Here is a 23455-nt window from a genome sequence, read left to right on the forward strand (position 1 = left end):
CCGCCTGACATACGTAAGCCCCCTTGCGGGGGCTCAGGCTATGAATTCCCTATTTTATCGCACACTTTGGCAAAAAATGTCAAACCGATAATCCCGACCGCCGCCGTTATTCGCGGGGGGTGTTATCGCGCCGCCCCCCCCGGTCGATGAGGGCGTCGACGACCGCAAAGCACCAGAGCCCCGCGAAGCAGGCGAGAAGCGCCTTGGCCGCCGGAGCGCCCCCCGAAACCTTGGCGGCGACGGCGGCGGCATCGACCTTGCCGGTCAGCTTGGCCTCCACGAAGACCGGCCCCATCTCCCGCAGCAGCAGGAAGAGTGCCGCCAGGAGAAAAATATTCGCCAGGACGAGGAGCACGCCCCCCCGTACCCTGCGGCCGCTGGCAAACTGCCCGAGTCCCGGCAGGACGAAGGCGGAGAGGAGCGCGGCCTTGAAGTTGAGCTTCATCACTGTTCCCTTTCGTGCCCCGGCCCCGCTCGCCTCTGTTGCACGGCGAGGGCGCCGGTGTAGAATTAGAGTTGTTGCCACCCGCCAATTCTGCTACTAATGCCACAGTGATGGAAACGAACGCAACCCGAAAACGCCGGGAACGGTTGGTGCCGCTCCTCAAAGACTCCGCGGAGGAGGTCCGCCTCGCCGCCGCCCGGGCCTTAGAGCGCCTGGAGGGTCTCGGGAGCTTCGACGAAGTGGTGGAGCTCCTCAGGAAAGGGGATCTGGGGACCAAGGTCAGGGCGATCTACGCCCTCGGCAGGATCGGCGGCGACCGGGTTCTCCCCCCCCTTCTCTACTGCGCGTCGCGTCCCGAAGAGGACATCAAGTCGGCCGCCATCGAGGTTCTTGGGGAGCTGGCGCCACCGCGGGCCTTTCCGCTCCTGGCGGACCGGCTCTCGGAGCAGAACACGGCCGTAAAGGCAAAGGTCATTGCCGCCCTCGGCGGCTACCCCGGAGCGGAGACCGTCCAACTCCTCCTCCCCTTCCTCACGGCGGGAGACGGCCTGCTCGACGCCGAAGCGGCCCAGTCCCTCGGGAGAATCGGCGCGCCGAACCTGGAGGAGCGGATCGCCCCCCTCCTCGACTCGCCCCACCCCCGGACCCGCGAAGCCGCCGCAACCGCCCTCGGGATGCTCCCCCTGGAGGGGTGACCGTCACTCCAGGTATTTCGAGACGTCGATCAGCTTCAGAAGCGGATCGACCACCGCCACGATCTCCCCTCCGGCCGCACCTGCCGCCAGATCCCGCACCAACGGTGGCTCCAGCATCCCCCCCACCGCATCCATGATGATCTTGACCGTCGGCTGTTCCCCCCCATGGGGGTCAGGGCGCCATACTACGGCGATCTCGTTGGTGTCGAGGCGGACGAGGGTCCCCACCGGATACCGTCCCATCATCTCGGCGAACTTCTCCACGAGCGCGCCGTCCAGATGCCACCCGGCCAACCCCCGGAGCAGCTCCACGGCCGCCTTCGGGTTGAGGGCGGATTTGTAGACCCGCAGCGTCGTGATGGCGTCGTAGCAGTCGGCCACGGCGATAATGTCGCAGAACCGGTCAAAGGGGAGCGCCCGTGCCCACGGCGGATAGCCGGTCCGGTCGAACCGGATGTGGTGGCCGAGCACCGCCTGGGCCACCCGGGGGCCGATCCCCTCCATCTCGCCGATGATCCGGGCGCCGTTCTCCGAGTGGAGCTTCATCTCCTCGTATTCGTCGCTGGAGAGCCTTCCCGGCTTGTTGAGGATCGTCTTTTCCACCCGCGTCTTCCCCACGTCATGGAGAAACCCCGCCATCCCCAGCTCCTGCAGCTCCTCTCCCCGGAAACCGAGCGCCGACCCGAGCGCCATGGCAAGAACCCCCACGTTGACGCTGTGGTAGAAGGTGTAATTGTCGTAATCCTTGATCATGGCCAGCCCCAGCAGCGTTGCGGGGTCCTTGATGGTCAGCACCGCCATCTGGTCGACCACGGCCCGAAGCTTGTCGCTGTTGGGAATCCGGCCGACCTCGATCTCCCGGAAGATCCCTCCCACCACGGTGAGGGCCTGCCGGTAGGTGGCCTGGGGATTGAGGCCGTCCTCTTCCGCCTCCTCGTCGTCCCGGAGGCGGTCACGGTCCGCCAGGAGGAGGGCAATATGGACAATCCGCTCCCGCAGGAGCGTTTCCGCCAACGCGGCACCCTGGAGCTGGCGCCGGGAGAGGAGCGTCACAAAGTGCCGCAACTCCTCGACCTGCAGGCCGGGGATCACGGTGGCCGATTCCACCCCCTTGCGCACGAGGAGCTCCGTCAGCTCCTCCACTGCGGCGCTCGGGGTGAAGAAAAGGTGCTGCTCGAAGAAGAGGACCCCGTCGATAATTCCGAAGCGCAGTTCGTGCCGGTCGGCCAGAAGAGCGTCGAAGATCCCTGCAAGCTCCTGGAGGGGGTGGGTAATGGCGGGGTGAGATTCCGGATAGAGCCCGACCCCCTTAACGGCGCCGGAAAGCAGCAGCACCACCCGCTGCGCCTGGGAGAGAGTCACGTTAGTCATGGGGATCCTCTGTCAGCCGCCGGATGGATGCGACGGCTTCGCCGCAGGCCGTGGCGAGGCGCCCCTCCCGGGTGGCGAGTCGGTCGAGAAGGGAGAGTGCCTGGGGATCGCCCAGAAGCCCGAGGGCAACGGCAGCGGCAAGCCGCAACTCTTCCCAGCGGTGCCGGGCGAACCAGCGATGGCCGGAAAGCAGCTCCACGAGAACGGGAACCGCCCTGCTGTCGCCGATCCTGCCGAGGGACTGGACGGCGTCTTTCTTGAGGGGGAGCGACCGGAGGAGCGGATCGCGGTCGGCGACCAGGGCGCAGAGGGGCTCGACGGCAGCCCGGCTCCGCATCTGGCCGAGGGAGACAATGGCTTGGCGCCTGACGGACAGGTCTTGATCTTCGAGCAGTGTGACGAGGGGACGCTCCGCTTCGTTCCCGCCGATCATGGCCAGGCTCCGGACGACCTCCCGCCGCACGCGCCCGTCAGGGTGACCGAGAGCCATCACCAGGGAGCCGACACACTCCCCGGCACCGATCTCCCCCAGGATGGACGCCACGTTGCGCACCACATACCACCGTTCGTCGGCGAGCCTTTCGGCCAGCAGCCCCACCGCCTCCTCCCCCACCGCCACGAGGGCGGCCGCGAGGTTCTTCCGCGCAACCAGCGTCTCTGCCAGGGCAAGCCGCTCGATCAGCGGCTCCACCGACTGGTAGCCGAGTTGCCGGAAGATGGCAAACAGAAATTCCCGCTCGTCCCCTCCCCGCTCCTCCACCAAACGGGAGAGGTAGTCGACCATCGGTCCCGCGGCGGCCTGTTCAAAGGCAAGAAGGGCATAGCTCCGCTTGACGAGGCTCTTGGCCCGGTTCCATGCCTGCCCGAGGAGCCCGTCGAGGATCGGCAGGAGCCGCTCGAACTCCTCCTGCTCCTTGAGCCGGCCGCACGCTCCCCCCAGCAACCGGGCAAGCTCCCCGTAGCGGTCGTCAGCATACTCAAGATCGAGAAGGGCAAGAAGCTCCTCGACCTCTCCCCCTTCGGGAAGCGGCTCGGGAGACGCAGGCTCGTCGAAGACGCCAAGCACCCCGAAGGAGGGGGGAATCTCCGCGGCGACCTCCACGGCATCGACGGTCTCCGCAACGGGAGGCGGCTCTCCGGCCGCAACCGGGGCGTCGGCCGCCACTTCGCCGGCGTGCTCCTCCACCGCCCGGCGCTTGCGGAGAATCGCCGCCAGGTCGATCTCGTTGGCCCAGATGGTGGCAATTCCCTTCTCGGCCATCGCCCCTTCCATGCCGCCGATGGCGGGGATCGTCCGGTGATCGAGGGTGAGCAGGGTGAGAAAGGAGGCGAGATCGGTGCAGGAAAGATCGGGGAGGAGGGTGAGACGGCGAATCCGCCGGATGAAGAGCTCGCGGGCGAGGGAGAGGGTCATGGGGTTCTGCTCGACGGCAGCGCCACCGTCGGTGGCGAGAAAACCTGCCTTGCCGACAACGAGCACCAGCTCCCTCCCTCCCATGGCAGCACGAAGGACGCCGCAGGCGCGGTCCATGGCCTCGGCGCGCCGGGGGTGACCATCGGGATAGAACCCCAGCGCCTTCTGTGCCTTGTGGAGCTCGGCCAGGGCGGCACCATAGCGGCGCGGGGGAGCAGCAGCGTCTCTCATCCTCTCCCCTTCCCTTCCGATCTCCATCGACCTCTCCCCCTGGTGGCCTGACATCCGTTCATAGTAGCTACGGCCCAAATCTTTGTCAAACGCTTACCCGGCAGGAACGGCACGGCCGCCGCAATTGACAAGGAGCCGGCAAACGTTCTAGTATCCCCCGGCAGCCACCGAGGAGAAAACCGATGAAAACTACGACTATTTACGTCTGCCAGGGATGCGGCTACCACTCTCCCAAGTGGCTCGGCAAGTGCCCCGACTGCGGCGCCTGGAACAGCTTCACCGAAGAGGTGAGGGGGCGGGAGAAGGGGGGACGTCTCGCCCCTGCCGCCGGAGTGAAGGCGGTACCGCTCTGCGAGGTGGCGGGGGAGACTGAGGAGCGGCTCTCCTGCGGCATCTCCGAATTCGACCGGGTCCTCGGCGGCGGGCTCGTGGCCGGCTCCCTGGTGTTGATCGGCGGCGATCCCGGCATCGGCAAGTCGACCATCCTCTTGCAAGTCATGAACCATCTCGCGGAAAGCGCAGGGCCGGCCCTCTACGTCTCGGGAGAGGAGTCGGCCCGTCAGACGCGGCTCCGCGCCGAACGGCTCGACATCAGGGCGCCGAAACTCCTTGTACTGGCCGAAACCTCACTGGAGACCATCCTCGGCCAGATTGCGGAACTCTCCCCCCGGGCCGTGGTCATCGACTCCATCCAGACGATGTTCACCGCCGGCCTCGAATCGGCCCCCGGCAGCGTCAGCCAGGTCCGGGAGTGCGCCGGCAAGCTGATGGTGGCGGCGAAGCGGAGCGGAATCCCCACCTTCATCGTCGGTCACGTGACCAAGGACGGGGCACTGGCGGGGCCGCGGGTCCTGGAGCACATGGTCGACACCGTCCTCTACTTCGAGGGGGACCAGGGGCACGCCTTCCGGATCCTGCGGGCGGTGAAGAACCGCTTCGGCTCCACCAACGAGATCGGCGTCTTCGAGATGAAGGAAGGGGGGCTCCGCGAGGTGGCGAATCCCTCGGCCCTTTTCCTCTCCGAGCGCCCCGTGGGGGTTTCCGGCTCCGCCGTCGTCACCACCATCGAGGGAAGCCGTCCTCTCCTCGTGGAGTTGCAGGCTCTCGTTACCCCCTCGTCCCTCGGCGTGCCGCGGCGCACCACCCTCGGCGTCGACCACAACCGCCTCGCGCTCCTGGTGGCGGTACTCGACAAGAAGGTAGGGCTCCACCTTTCCGGCAGCGACATCTTCCTCAACGCCGCCGGCGGCGCCCGGCTGAACGAGCCGGCGGCTGACCTCGGCATGGTGACCGCCCTGGCGTCGAGCCATCTCGACAAGGTCATCGACCCGCAGACGGTCATCATCGGCGAAGTGGGGCTCGCCGGTGAAGTCCGGGCCATCACCCAGCCGGAGACCAGGGTCCGCGAGGCGGCCAAGCTCGGCTTCACCCGCGCCGTCATCCCCGCAGGGAGCCTCACGCAGGTGTCCCCCCTCGCCGGGATGGAAGTGATCGGGGTGCGCTCGGTGGAGGAGGCGCTGGAACGGCTCCTCTGAACGGATTGGAAGGATTGCACCCTACTTTTTTCTTTACTTGACGCCGCGATTCACCTACTATCTATTCGATTTAGCGAACAAAGGGAGAGTCGTTGCATGGACAGGGAAAAGCTGGAGTACTTCAGATCGATCCTCAACGAAGAAATGCGCTCACTCTTGGAGGACGCCGGGAAGACCGTATCGGAGATGACGGTCGACTCCACCAACTTCCCCGACCCCAACGACCGGGCCACCCAGGAGTCGGATCGCAACTTCGAACTGCGCATTCGCGACCGGGAGCGCAAGCTCATCAACAAGATCAAGGATGCCCTCGAACGGATTGACGACGGCTCCTTCGGCACCTGCGAGGTCTGCGGCGAAGACATCAGCGAAGCCCGCCTCAAGGCCCGTCCCGTCACCACACTCTGCATCGACTGCAAGATGGAGCAGGAGCAAAAAGAAAAACGCCCCTGATCCCTGCCGCCACTCACGTCACCCCTGGCTGAACCTTCAACCGGAGTCTGAATGGCTGTTCAAGATCATTTCAGGATAGTGAGCAGTGCAATTCGGATTGCCAACATCACCGACCGCCCCCACCACGAGCGGCTGAAGGCCCTCGCCCACCTCGTCGCCGAGGCGTTCCACTGCGTTTCCGTCACCTTTTTCGTCTCGGACGGAGAGTCACGCCAGCTCTCCCGCCAGATCTCGACCCAGCTCCCCGATGGCCCCTTTCCCTGCAGCATCCCGTTCGGAAAAGGAATAGCCGGCAGATGCGCCGCCAACTCGAAGCAGCTGCGGCGGGGAGTATCGGCGCTCCACCCCGGCGAACCGTTCGTCGGCAATGAACGCCAGATTGCCGCCTACCCCCTCACCGACGGCAACCGCCTGGTGGGCGTCGCCTCCCTCGGCTCCGTGCGTGACGAACGCCTCTCCGGCGACGAGGAGGAGCTCCTTCAAATAGTTCTCCTGGAGGCGGCGGGTGTCGTCCGCTGCATGAAGCAGCTCGAAGAGACCAACCGGCGGATCCAAGAACTCTCGTTCCTCAACCAGATCAGCAACGCCATGCTCTCCACCGTCAGGCTCAACCGGCTCATCCGCCTGATCCTCTCCTCCCTCACCTCCGGCCCCACCCCCCTCTTCGACCGGGCCATGCTCTTTCTGGCCAACGAACGATCACGGGTGCTCCAGGGGATGATGGGAATGACCTGCGAAGACGGCGCGGCGAGCCCCCTTGACGAGGAATCGCCGTCCGGCACCGAGTTCCCCGAGTCCGAATTCGACTCCCTGGTGAAGGCCACGCGCCTCCCCCTCGACGAAACGCGGAACCTCGTCTCCCGGGCCGTTGCTGAACGGACCGTCATCCTGACGGAACGTCCCTCCCGGGAACAGCCGGTGGACCGCACGTTTCTGCGGCGGTTCGGTTCGGCGCCCTGCGCCATTGCTCCCCTCATCGCCCAGGAGCGGGTCATCGGTGCGATCTTCGTCGATAACCAGCCGAGCGGCCGACCCATCCCCGCCGACGAGGTCAACCTCCTCCAGCTGTTCACCAATCAGGCGGGGATGGCCATCGAAAACTCGATCCTCTTCAACCGCCTCGAAGACACGAACCGCAACCTCCACGAGGCCCAGGAACGCCTCCTCCAGGGGGAAAAACTTGCCGACATCGGCAAGATGGCCGCCATTATCACCCACGAGCTCAAGACACCCCTCGTTTCCGTCGGCGGCTTTGCCGGCCGCCTCAAGAAGCGCGTTGCCACCGGCTCCGAGGAATGGCAATACGCCGACCTCATCCAGCGGGAAGTTCTCCACCTGGAGAAACTGCTGGCCGACATCCTCTTTTTCTCCAAGAAAACCACCATCTGCTATTCCCGCTGCACCATCAACCAGATCGTCGAAGACGCCCTCGGCGTGGTGACGATGCCTCTGGAGGAAAAGCGAATCCAGGTCGAAAAACGGCTGACCTCGCGGCTTTCGTCATTCCTGGGCGACTGCCAGCAACTGCGCCACGTCTTCATCAACCTTCTCAGCAACGCCAACGAGGTCATGGACCCCGGCGGCACCCTGACCATCGAGAGCTTCCCGACGACCCTCAACGGCAACCGTGCCGTGGCGGTCAAGGTCTCCGACACCGGCTGCGGCATCCCCGTCGACGTCATCCACACCATCTTCGACCCCTTCTTCACGACCAAAGAGACCGGCACCGGACTTGGTCTGGCCATCTCCCACCGGATCATCACCAATCACGGGGGTCGCATCGACGTGGCGAACCGCCCGGAGGGAGGAGCCGAATTCACCGTCGTGCTGCCCGTCAAACCATAAATTTCTCCTTTTCAAGCCCCGTACTTTCATGTATAAAAAAGGAGTTTTCGCATTCATTCGGGGACGTAGCTCAGTTGGGAGAGCGACGCGTTCGCAACGCGTAGGTCGGCGGTTCGATCCCGCTCGTCTCCACCAGATAACAACAACGGCCTTCACGAACGCGTGGAGGCCATTGTTGTTTCATGCAACCATCCCCCCTCTCCAATCCGCCGTTCTCGCCACCCGCCACAAATCGGCAACAAAATCACACCTAAAATCCGCTAAATTTTTTTCCCAAAATACCGACAAGGTATACACCATAAGTCCGTGGGACGACCGTCGCACCACCTGCATCGGGAACCTATGAAAATTATTAAAAATTCGTATTATCTCTCCGTACTCATCATCATCGTTGCAATCGCCCTGGCGACGGGCCATTTCGTCATGCGGATCGACGGCGAAGCAGAGCGCCAGGCGGCGATTGAACAGGAACAGGGGATCCAGACCTTCTGGCGGCTGATACGGGAGAGGGGGGGAGTCTTTCGAATCGAGGACGACACCATGACGCTCGGCGGCACGCCGCTGAAGGGAAACTACGAACTTCCCGACACGGTCAGTGCCATCTTCGGCGGCACAGCGACCATCTTCCAGGGAAGCACGCGGATCTCGACGAGCGTGCGGCGTCCGGATGGAAGCCGTGCCATCGGGACCACCCTGAAAGGACCGGCCTACGAGGCGCTTTTCAAAAACGGGAAACCGTACCGCGGCGTGGCCGACATCCTTGGCGTCCCCTACTTCACGGCGTACGACCCGATCCGCGATCCCTCCGGCAGGGTGATCGGCGCCCTCTACGTGGGGGTGAAAAAGGGGGAATTCCTCGAACACTACCATCACATGCGCCGCGAGGTGATCGTAACTGCCGCCACCATCTCCACCGCCTTTGCCCTCCTCGCCGGCGGGCTCCTCCGCCTCCGGCGCCGCACCCTCCGGGAACTGGAGTTCAAGGAGACCGCCATCGCCACCTCGGTTACCGCCATGGCGTTTTCCGACCTCACGGGGCGGCTCACCTACGTAAACCGGGCATTTCTCGAAATGTGGGGGGTGATGGAGGAGGAGGTCCTTGGCAGACATGCCGTGGAGTTCTGGGAATATCCGGAAGATGCGGCGGCGGTCATGGCTCAGGTGCGGGAGACCGGCCACTGGACCGGGGAGCTGGTCGGCAGGAGGAACGACGGCAGTACCATGTTCATCCGGCTGACGGCGAGCCTCGTCCCGGGGGGAAACGGCTCCGACAGCGCGCTCATGGCGACGTTCGTGGACATGACCGCCACCCGCCGGGCGGAAGAGGCCCTGCGCGCCTCGGAGGAGCGGTACCGGGCCGTGTTCGAGACCACCGGCACCGCCACCGTCATCATCGAGGAAGACACGACCCTCTCGCTGGTGAACGAGGAGTTCGTCCGTCTCTCAGGGTACCGCCGCGAAGAGATCGAAGGGAAAAAGAGCTGGACCGAGTTCGTCGCCGACCACTGCCTCCAGCGGATGATGGCGTACCACCAGGCCCGCCGCACCGACGGGGGAACGGCGCCGGCCACCTACGAATTCGAGTTCGTCGACCGCTCCGGCATCCTTCACAACATCCTCGCCAGCGTCAAAATGATCCCCGGCACCACCCACAGCGTCATGTCGTACCAGGATGTCACGGCCCAGAAGCGGGCGCAGCGCCTCCAGGAAGGCGAAAAGCGGATCTTGGAGCTCATCGCCGGCGAAGCCCCCCTGGCCGAGGTGCTGGAGCGGATCTGCCTCACCATCGAGGGGCAGACCGACGGCGGAATCTGCTCCATCCTCCTGGTGGACCCCGACGGCATGCACCTGCGGCACGGCGCGGCGCCGAGCCTTCCCGACGACTACAACCGGACCATCGACGGCACGAGGATCGGCCCCGCCATCGGCTCCTGCGGCACGGCGGCCCATGAGCGCCGGCAGGTGATCGTGGCGGACATCGCCACCGACCCCTTCTGGGCCAAGTACCGCAAGCTCCCCCTCGTCCACGGGCTCCGGGCGTGCTGGTCAACGCCGGTCATGGCCAGCACGGGCGAGCTTCTCGGCACCTTCGCCCTCTACTACCGCAGCGTCCGCCAGCCGGGCAACGCCGAACTGCACCAGATCGAACGGGCAACCAACCTGGCAAGCATCGCCATCGAACGGAGCCGGGGACGGGAAACGGTGGAGGCCAACCTCCGCTCCCTCAAGGCCCTGCAGCGGCAGCAGCAGGCGATCCTCGACAACATCCCCGACCTCGTCTGGCTCAAGGATACCGAGAGCCGCTTCATCGCCGTCAACGAGGCCTTCGCCCGCGCCTGCGGTTCGACCCCCGCGGCGCTCAGGGGAAAGACCGACCTGGAGATCTGGCCCCGGGATCTGGCGGAGCTCTACCGCCAGGATGACCGGCGGGTAATGGCGCAGCGGCAGCGCCGCAGGATCGAGGAGGCCCTTGACGACGGAGCGGAACGGCGCTGGATCGAGACCATCAAGACGCCGGTCATCGGCGAGAACGGGGAGGTGGTCGGCACCACCGGCATCGCCCGGGACATCGAAGGGCGCAAGCGGGCCGAAGAAGCGCTCAGGGAGAGCGAAGAGCGCTTCCGCGAGATCTTCGGGCAGAACGAGGACGCCATCGTCCTGCTCCGGCGCGAGAACTTCGACGTGCTCGACGCCAACCCGGCGGCGGAGCGGCTCTTCGGCTTCAGCCGCGGCGAACTGGCCCGGCTGGGCCCCTGGTCGTTCATCGCGCCGGAAGAGTACAACTCCTTCGTCCGGGCGGTCCCCCCGCCGGGGGAGGCAGCCGTCTTCCACATGGACCGGCTCGGCAACATCCGCAAGAGCGGCGAAGCAATCATCGTCTCCATCTGGGGGAAGACCATCCGCCTCCGGAGCGAAGAGGTCATCTACTGCTCCATCCGCAACATCACCGACCGGCTCCGGCTGGAGGAAGAGGCGCGCAACACCCAGGCGCGGCTCATCCACGCCAACAAGATGACGTCGCTCGGGGTCCTCGTCTCCGGCATCGCCCACGAGATCAACAACCCCAACACCTTCATCCAGGGAAACGCCGGCATCCTCGAAAAGATCTGGCTCGACGTCATGCCGATCCTGGCACGGCACCGCGAGGAGGGGGGATGCATCACCCTCGGCGGGCTCCCCTTCGAGGATATCGAGCGGATCGTCCCCCGGCTCCTTCTCGGTCTCAAGGAGGGGTCGCGCCGGATCAGCGCCATCGTCGGCAACCTCAAGGATTTCGCCCGGGAGGACAAGAGCGCCGGCCGCAGCGCCATCGACGTCAACAAGATCATCCGCGACGCGGCGCTGATCCTGAGCCACCACATCCACCGCCAGACCGACGCCTTCCAGCTCCGCCTCGACGACACCATCCCCCCCGCCGCGGGGAAGGCGCAGCAGGTGGAGCAGGTGGTGATCAACCTGATCATGAACGGACTCCAGTCCCTCTCCGGCAGGGGGGCGGGGCTCACCGTCTCCAGCCGGCTGGACCGCGACGCGGCCGCCGTCGTCATCACCGTCCGGGACGAAGGGGAGGGGATGTCGAAGGAGGTCCTGGCGCGCCTCACGGAGCCGTTCTTCACCACCAAGCTCGAGCGGGGCGGCACCGGGCTCGGCCTCTCCATCTGCGCATCCATCATCCAGGAGCATAACGGCTCGCTGCAGTTCGAATCGTCCCCCGGCGCCGGGACCACCGCCACGGTGACCCTGCCGGCGGCACCGGCGGAGGGTATCCGATGAGCGCCGCCACCTCCTTCCCGATCCTGCTGGTGGATGACGAGGAAGAGATCCTCTTCACCACCGCCGTCATGCTCCGCAGTTGTGGCTTCACCCGGGTCCTGACCGAGAGCGACAGCCGCCGGGTGATGGAGACCCTGGCCCGGGAGGAGGTGGCCCTGATCCTCCTCGACCTCTACATGCCCCACCTCCCCGGCTACGAACTCCTGAAGGAGATCACCGCCCGCCACCCCCAGATCCCGGTCATCGTCGTCACCGCGGCCAACGAGGTGGAGATGGCGGTGGCGTGCATGCAGGCGGGGGCCTTCGACTACTTCGTGAAGCCGGTGGAGGAGGCCCGCCTCGTGGCGAGCGCCCGCCGCGCCCTGGAGATGCGAGACCTCCGCTGCGAGGTGGATTCCCTGCGCGACCACCTCCTCACCGACCGCTTGAAGCACGAGGAGATCTTCGCCCCGATCATCACCCGCAGCCCCCGGATGCGGGCGATCTTCCACTACCTGGAGTCGGTGGCCCCCTCTCCCCAGCCGCTCCTCGTCTGCGGCGAAACAGGGGTGGGGAAGGAGCTCGCCGCCCGGGCCGTCCATGCCCTGAGCGGACGCTCCGGAGAGTTCGTCGCCGTCACCATCGCCGGCCTTGACGACCACCTCTTCTCGGACACCCTCTTCGGCCATCGCCGGGGTGCCTTCACCGGCGCCGACCGCGACCGGGAGGGGCTACTGGCCCGGGCCGAAGGAGGAACGCTCTTCCTCGACGAGATCGGGGAACTGGGCGCCGCCGCCCAGGTGAAACTCCTGAGGGTGCTGCAGGAGCGGGAATATTACCCCCTGGGGGCCGACACCCCCCGCCCCTCCACGGCCCGCATCGTCGCCGCCACCAACCGGCGGTTGAAGCCGCTGACCGAGCAGGGGACCTTCCGCCGCGACCTCTACTACCGCCTCTGCGCCCATGAAGTGCAGATCCCGCCGCTGCGCGACCGGAAAGAGGACCTGCCGCTCCTCGTGGAGCACTTCCTCGGAGAGGCGGCCGCCGCCCTCGGCAAGCGGAAGCCGACCCCTCCCGACGAGCTCTCCGGCTACCTCGCCACCTACGATTTCCCCGGCAACATCAGGGAGCTGCAGGCCATGGTCTTCGACGCCGTCGCCCGCCACGACCGGCGGATGCTCGCCATCGACAGCTTTCTCGAAACGATGGGGGCCAACCGGGCCAGCCACCACTTCGGCACCCCCTCCCTCCTCGACCGTCTCCCGGCCGACGGCCCCCCCGACGACCGGATACCGACCCTGAAAGAGGCGGAGGAGACCCTCATCGCCCGCGCTCTCACCCAAGCCGCCGGAAACCAGGGAATTGCCGCCACCTATCTCGGCATCAGCCGGCAGGCCCTCAACAAGCGGCTCAGCCGGCGCACCGATTCCTGATTTTCCCCACCCTTCCCCGTTAGTCACCCCACTCCCCCGAACAGGTGCGACAAAACAGGCACCCCGGACAACCGTTGCACAGAGCGTCCGGCGGCATCCGGCGCGGCTTTGGCGCCCTCCCCCCTGAGCCGGGCAACTATCGTCGCACCCCTCCGCTTGCCAGCCGTCCACAACATACCGTAATAACTGAATTTTTTATGTAAACACCTTGGCACCCTCCGTGCTTAATGAGAAATCAGGCCGGAGGGATCGCCCGGTCACCATGAACTGCGCTGCAGGAGGAGGAACGGAACCCATGCCCGAACATGCCGACACCACCGCACGGATCGCGCTCAGCGGCAACTGGTCGATCTGCTGCGTAACCGACCGGCTGAGCGAGCTCACCACCCACCTGGGATCGCTCCTCGCCGGCAGAGAGGCGGACGCCTCCACCTCCCGCGAGATCTGCGTCCGCGACGTGGAGAGCATTGACGCCAGCGGCTGCCAGCTGCTCGCCGTCTTCCTTCGTCATCTCCGGCGGCACGGGTTCGCGCCGACCATCGTCAACCAGCCGGAGCATGTCCGCTCGAGCATGGCCATGCTCGGGTTCGACGCTGAACTGGAAGGGACGGGGGTTTAGGGAAATGACCGCAGCCGCCGACTCAACACCCGCCATCGATATCAGCTCCTTCGGCCTCGTCTTCTTCGAGGAGTGCGCCGAGCACCTGGCCGAGATGGAACGCCTGCTCCTCGCCATCGACCCCGCCGCGCCGGACCGGGAGGAGCTCAACGCCATCTTTCGCGCCGCCCACTCCATCAAGGGAGGGGGGGGAATCTTCGGCTTCGGGGAGATGACCGTGGTGACCCACGAGCTCGAATCGGTCCTCGACCGGGTGCGCGGAGGGGAACTGGGGCTCACCCGGGCCATGATCGACCTCTTCCTCGAAGCCACCGACGTGATCGCCATGCAGCTGGCGGGACGCCGCGACGGGGCGCCGGTGGACCAGGGAGCCATCGACCGGGCGTGCGCCGCCCTGCGGGAGCTTCTCGCCCCCGCCACCGACGTCGCGCCGCCGGCGCTCCCGCACCCCGCCGAAGCGCCCCCGCCGCCGGCACCACCCGCTACCGGATCGACTTCGCCCCCGCGCCCGATGTCTTCTGCCGGGGGATCCGGATCGAAAACCTCTTCGACGAACTGGCCGGCCTGGGGGCGCTCACCGTCCGGGCCGATGTCGCCGCGGCGCCGGAGCTCACCGACCTGGATCCGGAGCTCTGCCACTGCCGCTGGCGGCTGGAGCTGGAAACCACCGTCCCGGAGAGCGAGATCCGCGACATCTTCGAGTTCGTGGCCGACGACGGCGACCTCACCGTCACCGCCGCCGAACCCCCCGCCGCCGCACCGGCAGTGGCCGCGGAGGAGCCCGCCCTCCGCCCGGGGAGCACGCCGGCGCCGGAGGGACGCGGGGGGCGCGAGCAGGCCGAGGGGTCCATCCGCGTCGGGGTCGGCAAGGTGGACCAGATCATCAACCAGGTGGGGGAACTGGTCATCACCCAGGCGATGCTCGCCCAGCTCGGGGCTATTCTCGATCCGGTGCAGTTCGCCGACCTGCACCGGGGGCTCCAGCAGCTCTCCCGCAACACCCGTGACCTCCAGGAGAGCGTCATGTCCATGCGGCTCGTCCCCATCAGCCTCGTCTTCAGCCGCTTCCCCCGCCTGGTGCGGGACCTGGCGGCGAAGCTCGGCAAGGAGGTGGAGCTCCGGATGGTGGGGGAGACCACGGAGCTCGACAAGGGGCTGGTGGAGAAGCTGGCCGACCCCCTCACCCACCTCGTGCGCAACGCCCTCGACCACGCCATCGAGCCCCCCGCAGCGCGGGTGGCGGCCGGGAAGCCCGCCGCCGGCACGGTGACGCTCCGGGCCTCCCAGATCGGCGGCAAGATCGTGATCGACGTCATGGACGACGGCGCGGGGCTCGACCGGGAGCGGATCATGAAGAAGGCGGCGGAGCGCGGGCTCGCCGTAAGCGATACCCTCTCCGACGACGAAGTCTGGCAGCTCATCTTCGCCCCCGGCTTCTCCACCGCCGAGACAGTCACCGACGTCTCCGGCCGGGGGGTGGGGATGGATGTGGTGCTGCGCAATGTCCAGTCCCTCGGGGGACGGGTGACCATCGCCAGCGAGGCGGGGGCGGGGACGCGGATCACCCTGAGCCTCCCCCTCACCCTGGCGATCCTGGACGGCCTGGCGGTGGCGGTGGGGGGGGAGAAGTTCATCATTCCGATCAACGCCATCGTCGAGTCGCTCCAGCCGCAGCCCGGCGATATCCGCACCGTGAGCGGCGCCGGCCGCGTCCTCCCGATGCGGGGCGAGTATCTGCCGCTCATCCCCCTCCACGGGCTCTTCGCCATCGGCGGCGCCGAGGAGCGCCCCGAAGCGGGGGTCCTGGTGGTGGTGGATGCCGAGGGGGACCGGGTGGCCCTCCAGGTGGACGCCCTCGTGGACGAACAGCAGGTGGTCATCAAGAGCCTGGAAGAGAACTTCCGCAAGGTCCCCGGCTCGGCCGGGGCGACCATCATGGGGGACGGCCGGGTGGCGCTGATCCTCGACGTGGGGGAAATCACCGCGATGTGGCGGGGGAAAAACAGGGAACAGGCCGCGTAGGCGGCACCATCGAAGCCAAGGGAGAAGAGCATGGAACAGGGAACAGGGGCCGTCTCCGGGACGGCGGCAAACGGGGCAAGGGAGTACCTCACCTTCACCCTCGGCAGCGAGGAGTACGGGATGGACATCCTCAAGGTCCAGGAGATCCGCGGCTACGATGCGGTGACCCGCATCGCCAACACCCCCGACTTCATCAAGGGGGTCATCAACCTGCGGGGGGTCATCGTCCCCATCGTCGACATGCGGATCAAGTTCAACGTCGGCACCGCTGAGTACGGCCAGTTCACCGTGGTCATCATCATCAACGTCCTCGACCGGGTGGTGGGGATGGTGGTGGACGGCGTATCCGACGTGGTGGCCCTGGCACCGGAGCAGGTCAAGCCCGCGCCGGAGCTCTCGTCGAGCCTTGACACCCGCTACCTGGCGGGGCTGGCCACCGTCGACGAGCGGATGCTGATCCTCGTCGACATCGAGACGCTCATGGGGAGCGCGGAGATGCAGCTCGTGGACCTGGCGGCCTGACGGGCCGCCCAACGATATTACGCGGAGAAAGGTGATACCGATGAAATTCAAGCACTTCAAAGACTGGACGATCCTGACGAAGATCCTCAGCATCTCGGTGACGACCATCGTCGTCCTCATCGCCGGCATCCTCTTCTATCTCCTCCCCCTGGTGGAGCAGAAGCTGATGGCCGAAAAGAAGGAGACCGTGGGGAGCACCGTGGACACCGTGGTCACCCTTGTCGACGGGTACGTGGCACGGGTCAAGAGCGGCGACATGACCGAGGCCGAGGCCCAGAAGCGGGCCATCGACAACATCCGCAAGCTCCGTTACCAGGGGAACGAGTATTTCTGGATCAACACCGTCGAACCGGTGATGGTGATGCACCCGATGAAGCCGGAGCTGGAAGGGAAGAAGCTGGACGACATCAAGGACCCGAGCGGGAAGCAGATCTTCGTGGAGATGGCCAGGGTCGCCAAGGAGAAGGGGGAGGGGGAGGTGGCGTACCAGTGGTCAAAGCCGGGGGCCACGGCGCCAAGCCCCAAGATTTCCCACGTCCAGCTGATCAAGGAGTGGGGGTGGGTCATCGGCAGCGGCATCTACGTGGATGACGTCCAGAAGGAGCTGAACGCCCTGAGGATGAAGGTGATCGGCGCCACCGTCGCCTTCGCCGCCCTGATCTTCCTCTTCGCCTGGCTGGTGGCGAACCGGATCCGCCGGGCCCTGGCCGAGGCGATCGCGGCCTCGGAGCAGATCGCCGCCGGCGACCTGACCACCGTCATCGAGGTGAAGAGTGCGGACGAAACGGGGCAGCTCCTCACGGCCCTCTCCCACATGAGCGGAAGCCTCTCCCACATCGTCGGCGAGGTCCGTAACGGTGCCGACTCCATCGCCACCGCCACGGAGCAGATCTCGGCCGGCAACGTGAACCTCTCCCAGCGGACCGAGGAGCAGGCCTCGGCCCTGGAGGAGACCGCCTCCAGCATGGAGGAGCTCACCTCCACCGTGAAGCAGAACGCCGACAACGCCCAGCAGGCCAACCAGCTGGCGGTCACCGCCAGCGACGTGGCCGTGAAGGGAGGGGACGTCATCGGCAAGGTGGTGACCACCATGGAGGGGATCACCGCCAGTTCCCGCAAGATCGCCGACATCATCACCGTCATCGACGGGATCGCCTTCCAGACCAACATCCTCGCCCTCAACGCGGCGGTGGAGGCGGCCCGGGCCGGCGAGCAGGGGCGCGGCTTCGCCGTGGTGGCCGGCGAGGTGCGGAGCCTCGCCCAGCGCAGCGCCGCCGCGGCCAAGGAGATCAAGACCCTCATCGAAGATTCGGTCGGGAAGGTGGAGGACGGCAGCCGCCTCGTGACCGAGGCGGGGACCACCATGCAGGAGATCGTGACGAGCATCAAGCGGGTCACCGACATCATGGCGGAGATCTCCGCCGCCTCCCTGGAGCAGTCCAGCGGCATCGAGCAGGTGAACACCGCCATCACCCAGATGGACGACGTGACCCAGCAGAACGCGGCCCTGGTGGAAGAGGCGGCGGCCGCCGCCGAGTCGCTGGCCGAGCAGGCCAACGCCATGGTGGATATGGTGAGCAAGTTCACGCTCGACGAGTCGCTCCAGGTGGCGAAGGAGCCGGCCCGCAAAGGCCCCGCCGCCAAGGCGCCGGCCCCGACGGCCCGACCCGCCAAGCAGCTTCCGAAGCCGAAAGGGGCCGCCAACGGCTACCACAAGCCGGGACAGGCGCAGGAGGAAGCCCCTCTGCAGAAAGCGGTGGGATACGATGAGGACGACTGGAAGGAATTCTAGTCGGGAGCGGGGGAGGAAACCCCTCACCCGGCCTTCGGCCACCCTCTCCCCGGGGGAGAGGGTATTCGCCCAGAGGGAGCGGGGGGGTGAGGGGAAAACGGGGCATCGTGGATGACGCTTGGAATCACGTTCGAAGCCAGAGGTTGCCGATGACGGCTGGAGTAAATTGCCTGACATCTTCCGCCGGGGACGCCGCCGGCCTCCACCAGTTCCGCTACACCGCCGCCGACTTCGGGCGGATCAGGGAGCTGATCTACCGCTGGGCCGGCATCTCCCTCAACCCGAACAAGCAGCAGATGGTCTACAGCCGCCTCGCCCGGCGGCTGCGGCTCCGGGGGATCGCCTCCTTCGCCGCGTACATCGACCTGGTGGAGCGGGGAGAGCCGGGGGAGACGGAGGAGTTCATCAACGCCCTCACCACCAACCTGACCTCCTTCTTCCGTGAGCCGCACCACTTCCCGATCCTCGCCCGGCACCTCGAAGAGCTCCTGCCGCTACGCCGCCCCCTCACTATTTGGAGCAGCGCGGCGTCGTCGGGGGAAGAGCCGTACTCCCTCGCCATGACGATGGTGGAGCTCTTCGGCAGCTTCACCCCGCCGGTGCGGATCCACGCCACCGACATCGACACCAGCGCCCTGGAGCGGGGGCGGCGGGGGATCTACCCGACGGAGCGGGTGAAGGAGCTCTCCCCCGCCCGGATGAAGCGCTTCTTCCTGCGGGGGGAGGGAAAGAACGCCGGCTACGTCCGGGTGAAGCCCGAGCTCCAGTGGCTCGTCACCTTCGGCCGGCTCAACCTCCTAGACGAGCGGTGGCCCCTGGCCGAGCGGTTCGATGCCATCTTCTGCCGCAACGTGATGATCTACTTCGACAAGGAGACCCAGTACCAGGTCCTGAAGCGCTTCGTTCCCCGGCTTCAGCCGGAGGGGCTCCTCTTTGCCGGCCATTCGGAGAGCTTCCACCAGGCCGGCGACCTGTTCCGGCTCTGCGGCAAGACGGTCTACGCGCCGTGCCACCCGGCCTGACGGAGGGTACCATGCCCGCTCGATCCTTCACGGAGAGCACCTACTTCGACCGGACCTTCAACCGCCTGGCGGTGAAGCTCCTGCCGGGGGAGTACCACGCCACCGACGCCGACACCATGATCGTCACGCTCCTCGGCTCCTGCGTCTCGGTCTGCCTTCGCGACCGCCTGACCGGCATCGGCGGGATGAACCACTTCATGCTCCCCGCTGCCGGCGACACCCCCCCGCCGGCAGCGCCGTCGGCCCGCTACGGCTCCCACGCCATGGAATTCCTGCTGGAGCACGTGGCGCGCCTCGGGGCACGCCTCCCCCACCTGGAGGCCAAGGTCTTCGGCGCCGGGAGGGTGATGGACGGCATGACCGACGTCGGAAGCCGCAACGCCGACTTCGCGCTCCACTACCTGGAGCACCGCGGCATCCCGGTGGCGGCCCTGGACGTGGGGGACGTCCATCCGCGGAAGATCTACTTCTCCCCCCGCAGCGGCCGCGTCTTCGTGCGCCGGATCCGCTCGGCCTCCCCCGCGGCATAGCGGGAGGGCGCCACCCCCAGCGTTACCGGCGTCGTCTGACGCCCATTGTTACGAGGTTGTCCCCCATGTCCATCAAGGTTCTCGTCGTCGACGATTCGGCGCTCATCCGCAGCCTTCTGACGGAGATCATCAACAGCCAGCCCGACATGGAGGTGGTCGGCGTCGCCCCCGACCCCCTCGTGGCCCGGGAGAAGATCAAGGCCCTCAACCCCGACGTCCTCACCCTCGATGTGGAGATGCCGCGGATGGACGGCCTGGTCTTTCTCGAGAAACTGATGCGGCTCCGTCCCATGCCGGTGGTGATGATCTCGTCGCTGACGGAGAAGAGCTCCTTCATCACCCTCCACGCCCTGGAACTCGGGGCGGTGGACTACATCACCAAGCCGAAGCTCGACATCCGCTCCGGCATCATGGAGTACGCCCGCGAGATCGCCGACAAGATCCGCATCGCCGCCCGGGCGCGCCTGAAGCGGCCGGGGCCGGGCCATATCCAGCGAACCGTGGAGCCGAAGCAGGGCGCCGACGCGGTTCTGCCGGCCCGCTCCCGCTGCTTTGCCGGCACGGAGAAGGTGATCGTCATCGGGGCATCCACCGGAGGGACCGAAGCGCTCAGGGAGTTGCTCGCCACCCTCCCCGCCGACTTCCCCGGCATCCTCATCACCCAGCACATGCCCGAGGCGTTCACGCGGACCTTTGCCAAGCGCCTCGACGGGGCCTGCCGCCTCAGCGTGAAGGAGGCGGAGCACGGCGACCGGATCCTCCCCGGCCACGCCTACCTCGCCCCGGGAAACCGCCACCTCCTCCTCGCCCGCAGCGGCGCCAACTACGTGGCCGAGCTCGCCGACGGGCCGCCGGTCAACCGACACCGCCCCTCGGTCGACGTCCTCTTCCGCTCCGCCGCCAACTCCGCCGGCAACAACGCCGTCGGTGTCATCCTGACCGGGATGGGGGACGACGGAGCCGACGGGATGGCGGAGATGCGCCAGGCAGGGGCATTCACCATTGCCCAGGACGAAGAGAGCTGCGTGGTCTTCGGCATGCCGAAGGAGGCCATCGCCCGTGGCGGGGTCGCCGAGGTAGTGTCGCTCCCGGAGATCGGCAAGCGGATGATCGGCTGGCTTACCACCGAGGGGGGGAAGGCGTTCCGCGTCTGACCCTCCCCGGTCTCCCGAGCCGCTGCCATACCCCTTCCGCGGCGGCTCTCCTCTGCTTCTCACCCCTCCCCCTCCCGCCAATCCGGCGTCCTCCCCCCTCCACCGCGCCCCCTCAAGCAGGTTGACACCTCAGAATAAAAAATGATAATAAGCTGTTTTTAACGTTGCGATGGGCCAAGGAACGTCTCATCCCCGCAACCCGCCTGCAGTATCCGTTTTCAACCACGTCGCCGCACATCGCAGAGGGAGAACCCGATGAAGCGCCGCACCGCTTTGCTGTCGCTGTCGTTTGCCGTCCTGTTGCTCGGCGCCTGTTCCTCGACCCCCGAGGTAAAGCCTTCCGTGGAGTGGGGGTTCGAAAAGGAGGCGATCCGCCTCCGGCTCACGGGCGACCGGCAACTAAACCTCTTCCAGCGCGCCCCCCACGCCCTGGTGGCCTGCATCTACCAGCTCCGGGACCCCAACGCCTTCAACCAGTTCCGCAACGAACCGGACGGTCTGGCGCGGCTGCTGGAGTGCGGCCGCTTCGATCCGGGCGTTGCCACCACGAAACAGTTCGTGATCCAGCCGGGGCAGGAGCTGGCCGAAAGCCTCGACCGGGCCGAGGGTGCCCGTTACGTCGGGTTCGTGGCCGGCTACTACAACCTCCACAAGGAGCAGTCGGTCCGTCTCTACCCGATCCCGGCGGTGGAGGAGACAACGGGGTTCATCAGCCGCACCCGGCTCGTGAAGCCGGGCGCCATCGACATCAAGCTCATCCTGGGCCCCCGGGAGCTCCAGGACGTGACGGAGGAGCCCCCGAAGCCATGACCGCCCATCCACCCCTCTACTGGCACCAGGGGCTCTTTCTCCAGCCCCAGCACTTCCAGCTCCACGACCTCGCGATCCAGGGGCGCCTCGCTCCCCTCTTCCGCCACCTCCACCCCCACTTCTGGGGCGCGGGCGAGCTGGAGATCGAGCAGAGCGCCCTCGGCACCCGGATCTTCAGCATCCTGAGCGGCGAGTTCCTCTTCCCCGACGGCACCTGGGCAGTCATCGGCGAGAACGCCCTCTGCGAGCCCCGCTCCTTCGACGACTCCTGGATCGAGGGGGACCGGCCGCTCACGGTCTCCGTGGGGGTGCGCAAGTGGAACGGCACGGGAGAGAACGTCACCGGTGTCGAACGGCTCGAAAATCTGGCGGGGGTCACCACCCGCTTCGCTGTCGCGGCCGACCCGGAGGAGGTCCGGGATCTCCACGCCGGCGGGGCGGCAGGGCAGGTAAAGCGACTGCGCCACGTGCTGAAGATCTTCTGGGAGACCGAACGGGACCAGCTGGGCGACTGGCACCTGATCCCGGTGGCGCGGCTGGAGCGTTTCGGGGCCGAGGTGCGGCTCTCCGGCCGGTTCATCCCCCCCGCCCTCTCCCTCGAAGCCAGCGAGCCCCTCTTCCGCATCGTCCGGGAGATCCGGGACCAGGTGGCGGCCCGCGTCCGACAGCTCGAAGAGCACAAGAAGCAGCGCGGCATCCAGAACGCCGGGTTCGGCTCCCGGGACATGGTCTACCTCCTGGCGCTTCGCTCCCTCGCACGCCATGTGCCGCTCCTCTTCCACCTGACCGAGGCGCGGCAGGTCCACCCGTGGGACGTCTACGGGGCGCTGCGCCAGCTCATCGGCGAGCTCGCCTCCTTCTCCGAACGGGTCTCGGCCCTCGGCGAACTGGATGACGGCTTCCGGCTCCTCCCCCCCTACGACCACCGCGCCCTCGGGGAGTGCTTCGCCGCCGTCCGGGACCTCATCGCCCGACTCCTGGACGAGATCACCGCCGGCCCCGACTACGTGATCCCCCTCCTCCACGACGGCACCTTCTTCAGCGCCGAGCTGAAGCCGAGCGTCTTTGACGGCGCCAGCCGCTACTACCTCGCCCTGCGGACCGCCACGGAGCCGGCGGCGTTTCTCACCTCCCTGGAGACCGCCGCCAAGCTCAGCGCCCGGGAACACCTGCCGGTCCTGGCCGCCCGGGCCCTTCCCGGCATCGGCCTGAGCCACCTGCCGGTTCCGCCCCAGGAGCTTCCCCGCCGCGCCGACACCCACTACTTCGCCGTGAACGCCGCCGGCGACCAGTGGCCCCTGGTGGAGCGGGAGCACGCCCTCGCCCTCCACTGGACCAACGCCCCGGCCGACCTGGAGGTGGAGCTGATGGTGGTGGCGAAGGGGTAGATTCATGCGGGAAGAACGCCTCCTCGAACGCATCCGCTCCTTCGAGCGGGAACCGTCCCGGCGCGGCCGGACCGACCAGGGCCGCCTCGTGGACTCCATCCTGGGGCATCTCCGCCAGATCCTCAACACCCGCCAGGGGAGCGCCCCCATCGCCCCGGAGTTCGGGGTCCCCGACTTCCTCGATTTCCTCCAGAGCTACCCCGATTCGGTGCGGGAGATCGAGCGGAGCATCCGCGCCGCCATCCAGGGGTACGAGCCGCGCCTGGCCGGCGTGCGGGTCGCCTTCATCCCCCAGGATGACGACGTGCTGGCGCTCCGGTTCGGGATCACCGCCCGGCTCAGCGACGGCAACGGAGGAGAGGTCCGTTTCGAGACCCTGGTGGACACCGACGGGAAGATTGCGGTGAAGAGATAGGAGTTG

At 66.9% G+C, this 23455-nt stretch carries 20 protein-coding genes, 1 tRNA gene and 1 pseudogene; 18 read left to right on the forward strand and 4 right to left on the reverse strand.

Features of this window, described 5'->3' with window-relative positions:
• Window positions 1–106: 106 nt before the first annotated feature.
• Window positions 107–445, reverse strand: coding sequence for a hypothetical protein (locus GPICK_RS15040; protein ID WP_039744564.1), 339 nt, complete (start codon window positions 443–445; stop codon window positions 107–109).
• Between the two features lie 110 nt (window positions 446–555).
• On the opposite strand from GPICK_RS15040, the gene GPICK_RS15045 reads away from it, so the two are divergent.
• Window positions 556–1140: a HEAT repeat domain-containing protein gene (locus GPICK_RS15045; protein ID WP_039744565.1), complete on the forward strand. Its 585-nt coding sequence runs from the start codon at window positions 556–558 to the stop codon at window positions 1138–1140.
• A 3-nt stretch (window positions 1141–1143) separates the two neighbouring features.
• Here GPICK_RS15045 and GPICK_RS15050 read toward each other — a convergent pair whose 3' ends face one another.
• Entirely contained in the window at window positions 1144–2511 is a 1368-nt protein-coding gene (locus GPICK_RS15050; RefSeq protein ID WP_039744567.1) for an HD-GYP domain-containing protein, read from the reverse strand.
• On the reverse strand, window positions 2504–4183 hold the full coding sequence (locus tag GPICK_RS15055) for a HEAT repeat domain-containing protein (RefSeq protein ID WP_052263459.1): 1680 nt from the start codon (window positions 4181–4183) through the stop codon (window positions 2504–2506). The genes GPICK_RS15050 and GPICK_RS15055 overlap by 8 nt, the downstream gene beginning before the upstream one ends.
• A 155-nt stretch (window positions 4184–4338) precedes the next feature.
• Between GPICK_RS15055 and radA the strand changes: the two genes are divergently transcribed.
• From radA to GPICK_RS15090, 7 genes are all read left to right on the forward strand, one after another.
• The gene (gene radA, locus GPICK_RS15060) at window positions 4339–5691 is read left to right on the forward strand and encodes a DNA repair protein RadA (protein ID WP_039744571.1); all 1353 of its coding nucleotides are present in this window, start codon (window positions 4339–4341) and stop codon (window positions 5689–5691) included.
• A 96-nt stretch (window positions 5692–5787) separates the two neighbouring features.
• Window positions 5788–6144, forward strand: a complete 357-nt coding sequence (gene dksA, locus GPICK_RS15065) for an RNA polymerase-binding protein DksA (RefSeq protein ID WP_039744573.1) — start codon at window positions 5788–5790, stop codon at window positions 6142–6144.
• 51 nt (window positions 6145–6195) lie between these two features.
• Window positions 6196–7989 carry an ATP-binding protein gene (locus GPICK_RS15070; protein WP_039744576.1) on the forward strand — a complete coding sequence of 598 codons (1794 nt, stop codon included), beginning with the start codon at window positions 6196–6198 and terminating at the stop codon, window positions 7987–7989.
• A 59-nt stretch (window positions 7990–8048) separates the two neighbouring features.
• Window positions 8049–8124 (forward strand) — tRNA-Ala (locus GPICK_RS15075).
• A 207-nt stretch (window positions 8125–8331) separates the two neighbouring features.
• Window positions 8332–11763: a PAS domain S-box protein gene (locus GPICK_RS17135; protein WP_084201454.1), complete on the forward strand. Its 3432-nt coding sequence runs from the start codon at window positions 8332–8334 to the stop codon at window positions 11761–11763.
• Window positions 11760–13175, forward strand: coding sequence for a sigma-54-dependent transcriptional regulator (locus GPICK_RS15085; protein ID WP_039744583.1), 1416 nt, complete (start codon window positions 11760–11762; stop codon window positions 13173–13175). Before GPICK_RS17135 ends, GPICK_RS15085 begins: the two co-directional genes overlap by 4 nt.
• 295 nt (window positions 13176–13470) lie before the next feature.
• Complete coding sequence (locus GPICK_RS15090; RefSeq protein WP_039744586.1) at window positions 13471–13794, forward strand: STAS domain-containing protein; 324 nt, start codon at window positions 13471–13473, stop codon at window positions 13792–13794.
• 22 nt (window positions 13795–13816) lie between these two features.
• Here GPICK_RS15090 and GPICK_RS17925 read toward each other — a convergent pair whose 3' ends face one another.
• Window positions 13817–13966, reverse strand: a complete 150-nt coding sequence (locus tag GPICK_RS17925; protein WP_236685587.1) for a hypothetical protein — start codon at window positions 13964–13966, stop codon at window positions 13817–13819.
• On the opposite strand from GPICK_RS17925, the pseudogene GPICK_RS17930 reads away from it, so the two are divergent.
• The 10 genes and pseudogenes from GPICK_RS17930 to tssE all read left to right on the forward strand — a co-directional run.
• Window positions 13910–14044: pseudogene (locus tag GPICK_RS17930) on the forward strand (Hpt domain-containing protein); the annotation flags it as partial. The gene GPICK_RS17925 and the pseudogene GPICK_RS17930 overlap by 57 nt on opposite strands.
• 134 nt (window positions 14045–14178) lie before the next feature.
• Window positions 14179–15816, forward strand: a complete 1638-nt coding sequence (locus GPICK_RS17645; RefSeq protein ID WP_236685588.1) for a chemotaxis protein CheA — start codon at window positions 14179–14181, stop codon at window positions 15814–15816.
• A gap of 30 nt (window positions 15817–15846) precedes the next feature.
• Window positions 15847–16338, forward strand: a complete 492-nt coding sequence (locus GPICK_RS15100; protein WP_039744588.1) for a chemotaxis protein CheW — start codon at window positions 15847–15849, stop codon at window positions 16336–16338.
• Between the two features lie 40 nt (window positions 16339–16378).
• Window positions 16379–18130: a methyl-accepting chemotaxis protein gene (locus tag GPICK_RS15105; protein WP_039744590.1), complete on the forward strand. Its 1752-nt coding sequence runs from the start codon at window positions 16379–16381 to the stop codon at window positions 18128–18130.
• 149 nt (window positions 18131–18279) lie between these two features.
• Complete coding sequence (locus GPICK_RS15110) at window positions 18280–19152, forward strand: CheR family methyltransferase (RefSeq protein WP_052263460.1); 873 nt, start codon at window positions 18280–18282, stop codon at window positions 19150–19152.
• 11 nt (window positions 19153–19163) lie between these two features.
• Entirely contained in the window at window positions 19164–19682 is a 519-nt protein-coding gene (locus GPICK_RS15115) for a chemotaxis protein CheD (RefSeq protein WP_039744592.1), read from the forward strand.
• A gap of 56 nt (window positions 19683–19738) precedes the next feature.
• Window positions 19739–20836: a protein-glutamate methylesterase/protein-glutamine glutaminase gene (locus GPICK_RS15120; RefSeq protein ID WP_144400108.1), complete on the forward strand. Its 1098-nt coding sequence runs from the start codon at window positions 19739–19741 to the stop codon at window positions 20834–20836.
• A gap of 255 nt (window positions 20837–21091) precedes the next feature.
• Window positions 21092–21646: a type VI secretion system lipoprotein TssJ gene (tssJ, locus tag GPICK_RS15125; RefSeq protein WP_039744596.1), complete on the forward strand. Its 555-nt coding sequence runs from the start codon at window positions 21092–21094 to the stop codon at window positions 21644–21646.
• Window positions 21643–23034: a type VI secretion system baseplate subunit TssK gene (tssK, locus tag GPICK_RS15130; RefSeq protein ID WP_039744598.1), complete on the forward strand. Its 1392-nt coding sequence runs from the start codon at window positions 21643–21645 to the stop codon at window positions 23032–23034. Before tssJ ends, tssK begins: the two co-directional genes overlap by 4 nt.
• Before the next feature lie 4 nt (window positions 23035–23038).
• Window positions 23039–23449, forward strand: coding sequence for a type VI secretion system baseplate subunit TssE (gene tssE / locus GPICK_RS15135; RefSeq protein ID WP_039744599.1), 411 nt, complete (start codon window positions 23039–23041; stop codon window positions 23447–23449).
• Window positions 23450–23455 lie beyond the last annotated feature (6 nt).

It is taken from the genome of Geobacter pickeringii (assembly GCF_000817955.1).
Classification (GTDB): Bacteria; Desulfobacterota; Desulfuromonadia; order Geobacterales; family Geobacteraceae; genus Geobacter; species Geobacter pickeringii.

Coding starts and splice junctions, on each gene's coding strand:
- tssE (WP_039744599.1), top strand. CDS start 23,039: ATGCGGGAAGAACGCCTCCTCGAACGCATCCGCTCCTTCGAGCGGGAA.
- GPICK_RS15085 (WP_039744583.1), top strand. CDS start 11,760: ATGAGCGCCGCCACCTCCTTCCCGATCCTGCTGGTGGATGACGAGGAA.
- GPICK_RS17135 (WP_084201454.1), top strand. CDS start 8,332: ATGAAAATTATTAAAAATTCGTATTATCTCTCCGTACTCATCATCATC.
- GPICK_RS15105 (WP_039744590.1), top strand. CDS start 16,379: ATGAAATTCAAGCACTTCAAAGACTGGACGATCCTGACGAAGATCCTC.
- GPICK_RS15055 (WP_052263459.1), bottom strand. CDS start 4,183: ATGGAGATCGGAAGGGAAGGGGAGAGGATGAGAGACGCTGCTGCTCCC.
- tssK (WP_039744598.1), top strand. CDS start 21,643: ATGACCGCCCATCCACCCCTCTACTGGCACCAGGGGCTCTTTCTCCAG.
- radA (WP_039744571.1), top strand. CDS start 4,339: ATGAAAACTACGACTATTTACGTCTGCCAGGGATGCGGCTACCACTCT.
- dksA (WP_039744573.1), top strand. CDS start 5,788: ATGGACAGGGAAAAGCTGGAGTACTTCAGATCGATCCTCAACGAAGAA.
- GPICK_RS15050 (WP_039744567.1), bottom strand. CDS start 2,511: ATGACTAACGTGACTCTCTCCCAGGCGCAGCGGGTGGTGCTGCTGCTT.
- GPICK_RS15090 (WP_039744586.1), top strand. CDS start 13,471: ATGCCCGAACATGCCGACACCACCGCACGGATCGCGCTCAGCGGCAAC.
- tssJ (WP_039744596.1), top strand. CDS start 21,092: ATGAAGCGCCGCACCGCTTTGCTGTCGCTGTCGTTTGCCGTCCTGTTG.
- GPICK_RS15040 (WP_039744564.1), bottom strand. CDS start 445: ATGAAGCTCAACTTCAAGGCCGCGCTCCTCTCCGCCTTCGTCCTGCCG.
- GPICK_RS15110 (WP_052263460.1), top strand. CDS start 18,280: ATGACGGCTGGAGTAAATTGCCTGACATCTTCCGCCGGGGACGCCGCC.
- GPICK_RS15100 (WP_039744588.1), top strand. CDS start 15,847: ATGGAACAGGGAACAGGGGCCGTCTCCGGGACGGCGGCAAACGGGGCA.
- GPICK_RS15070 (WP_039744576.1), top strand. CDS start 6,196: ATGGCTGTTCAAGATCATTTCAGGATAGTGAGCAGTGCAATTCGGATT.
- GPICK_RS15045 (WP_039744565.1), top strand. CDS start 556: ATGGAAACGAACGCAACCCGAAAACGCCGGGAACGGTTGGTGCCGCTC.
- GPICK_RS15115 (WP_039744592.1), top strand. CDS start 19,164: ATGCCCGCTCGATCCTTCACGGAGAGCACCTACTTCGACCGGACCTTC.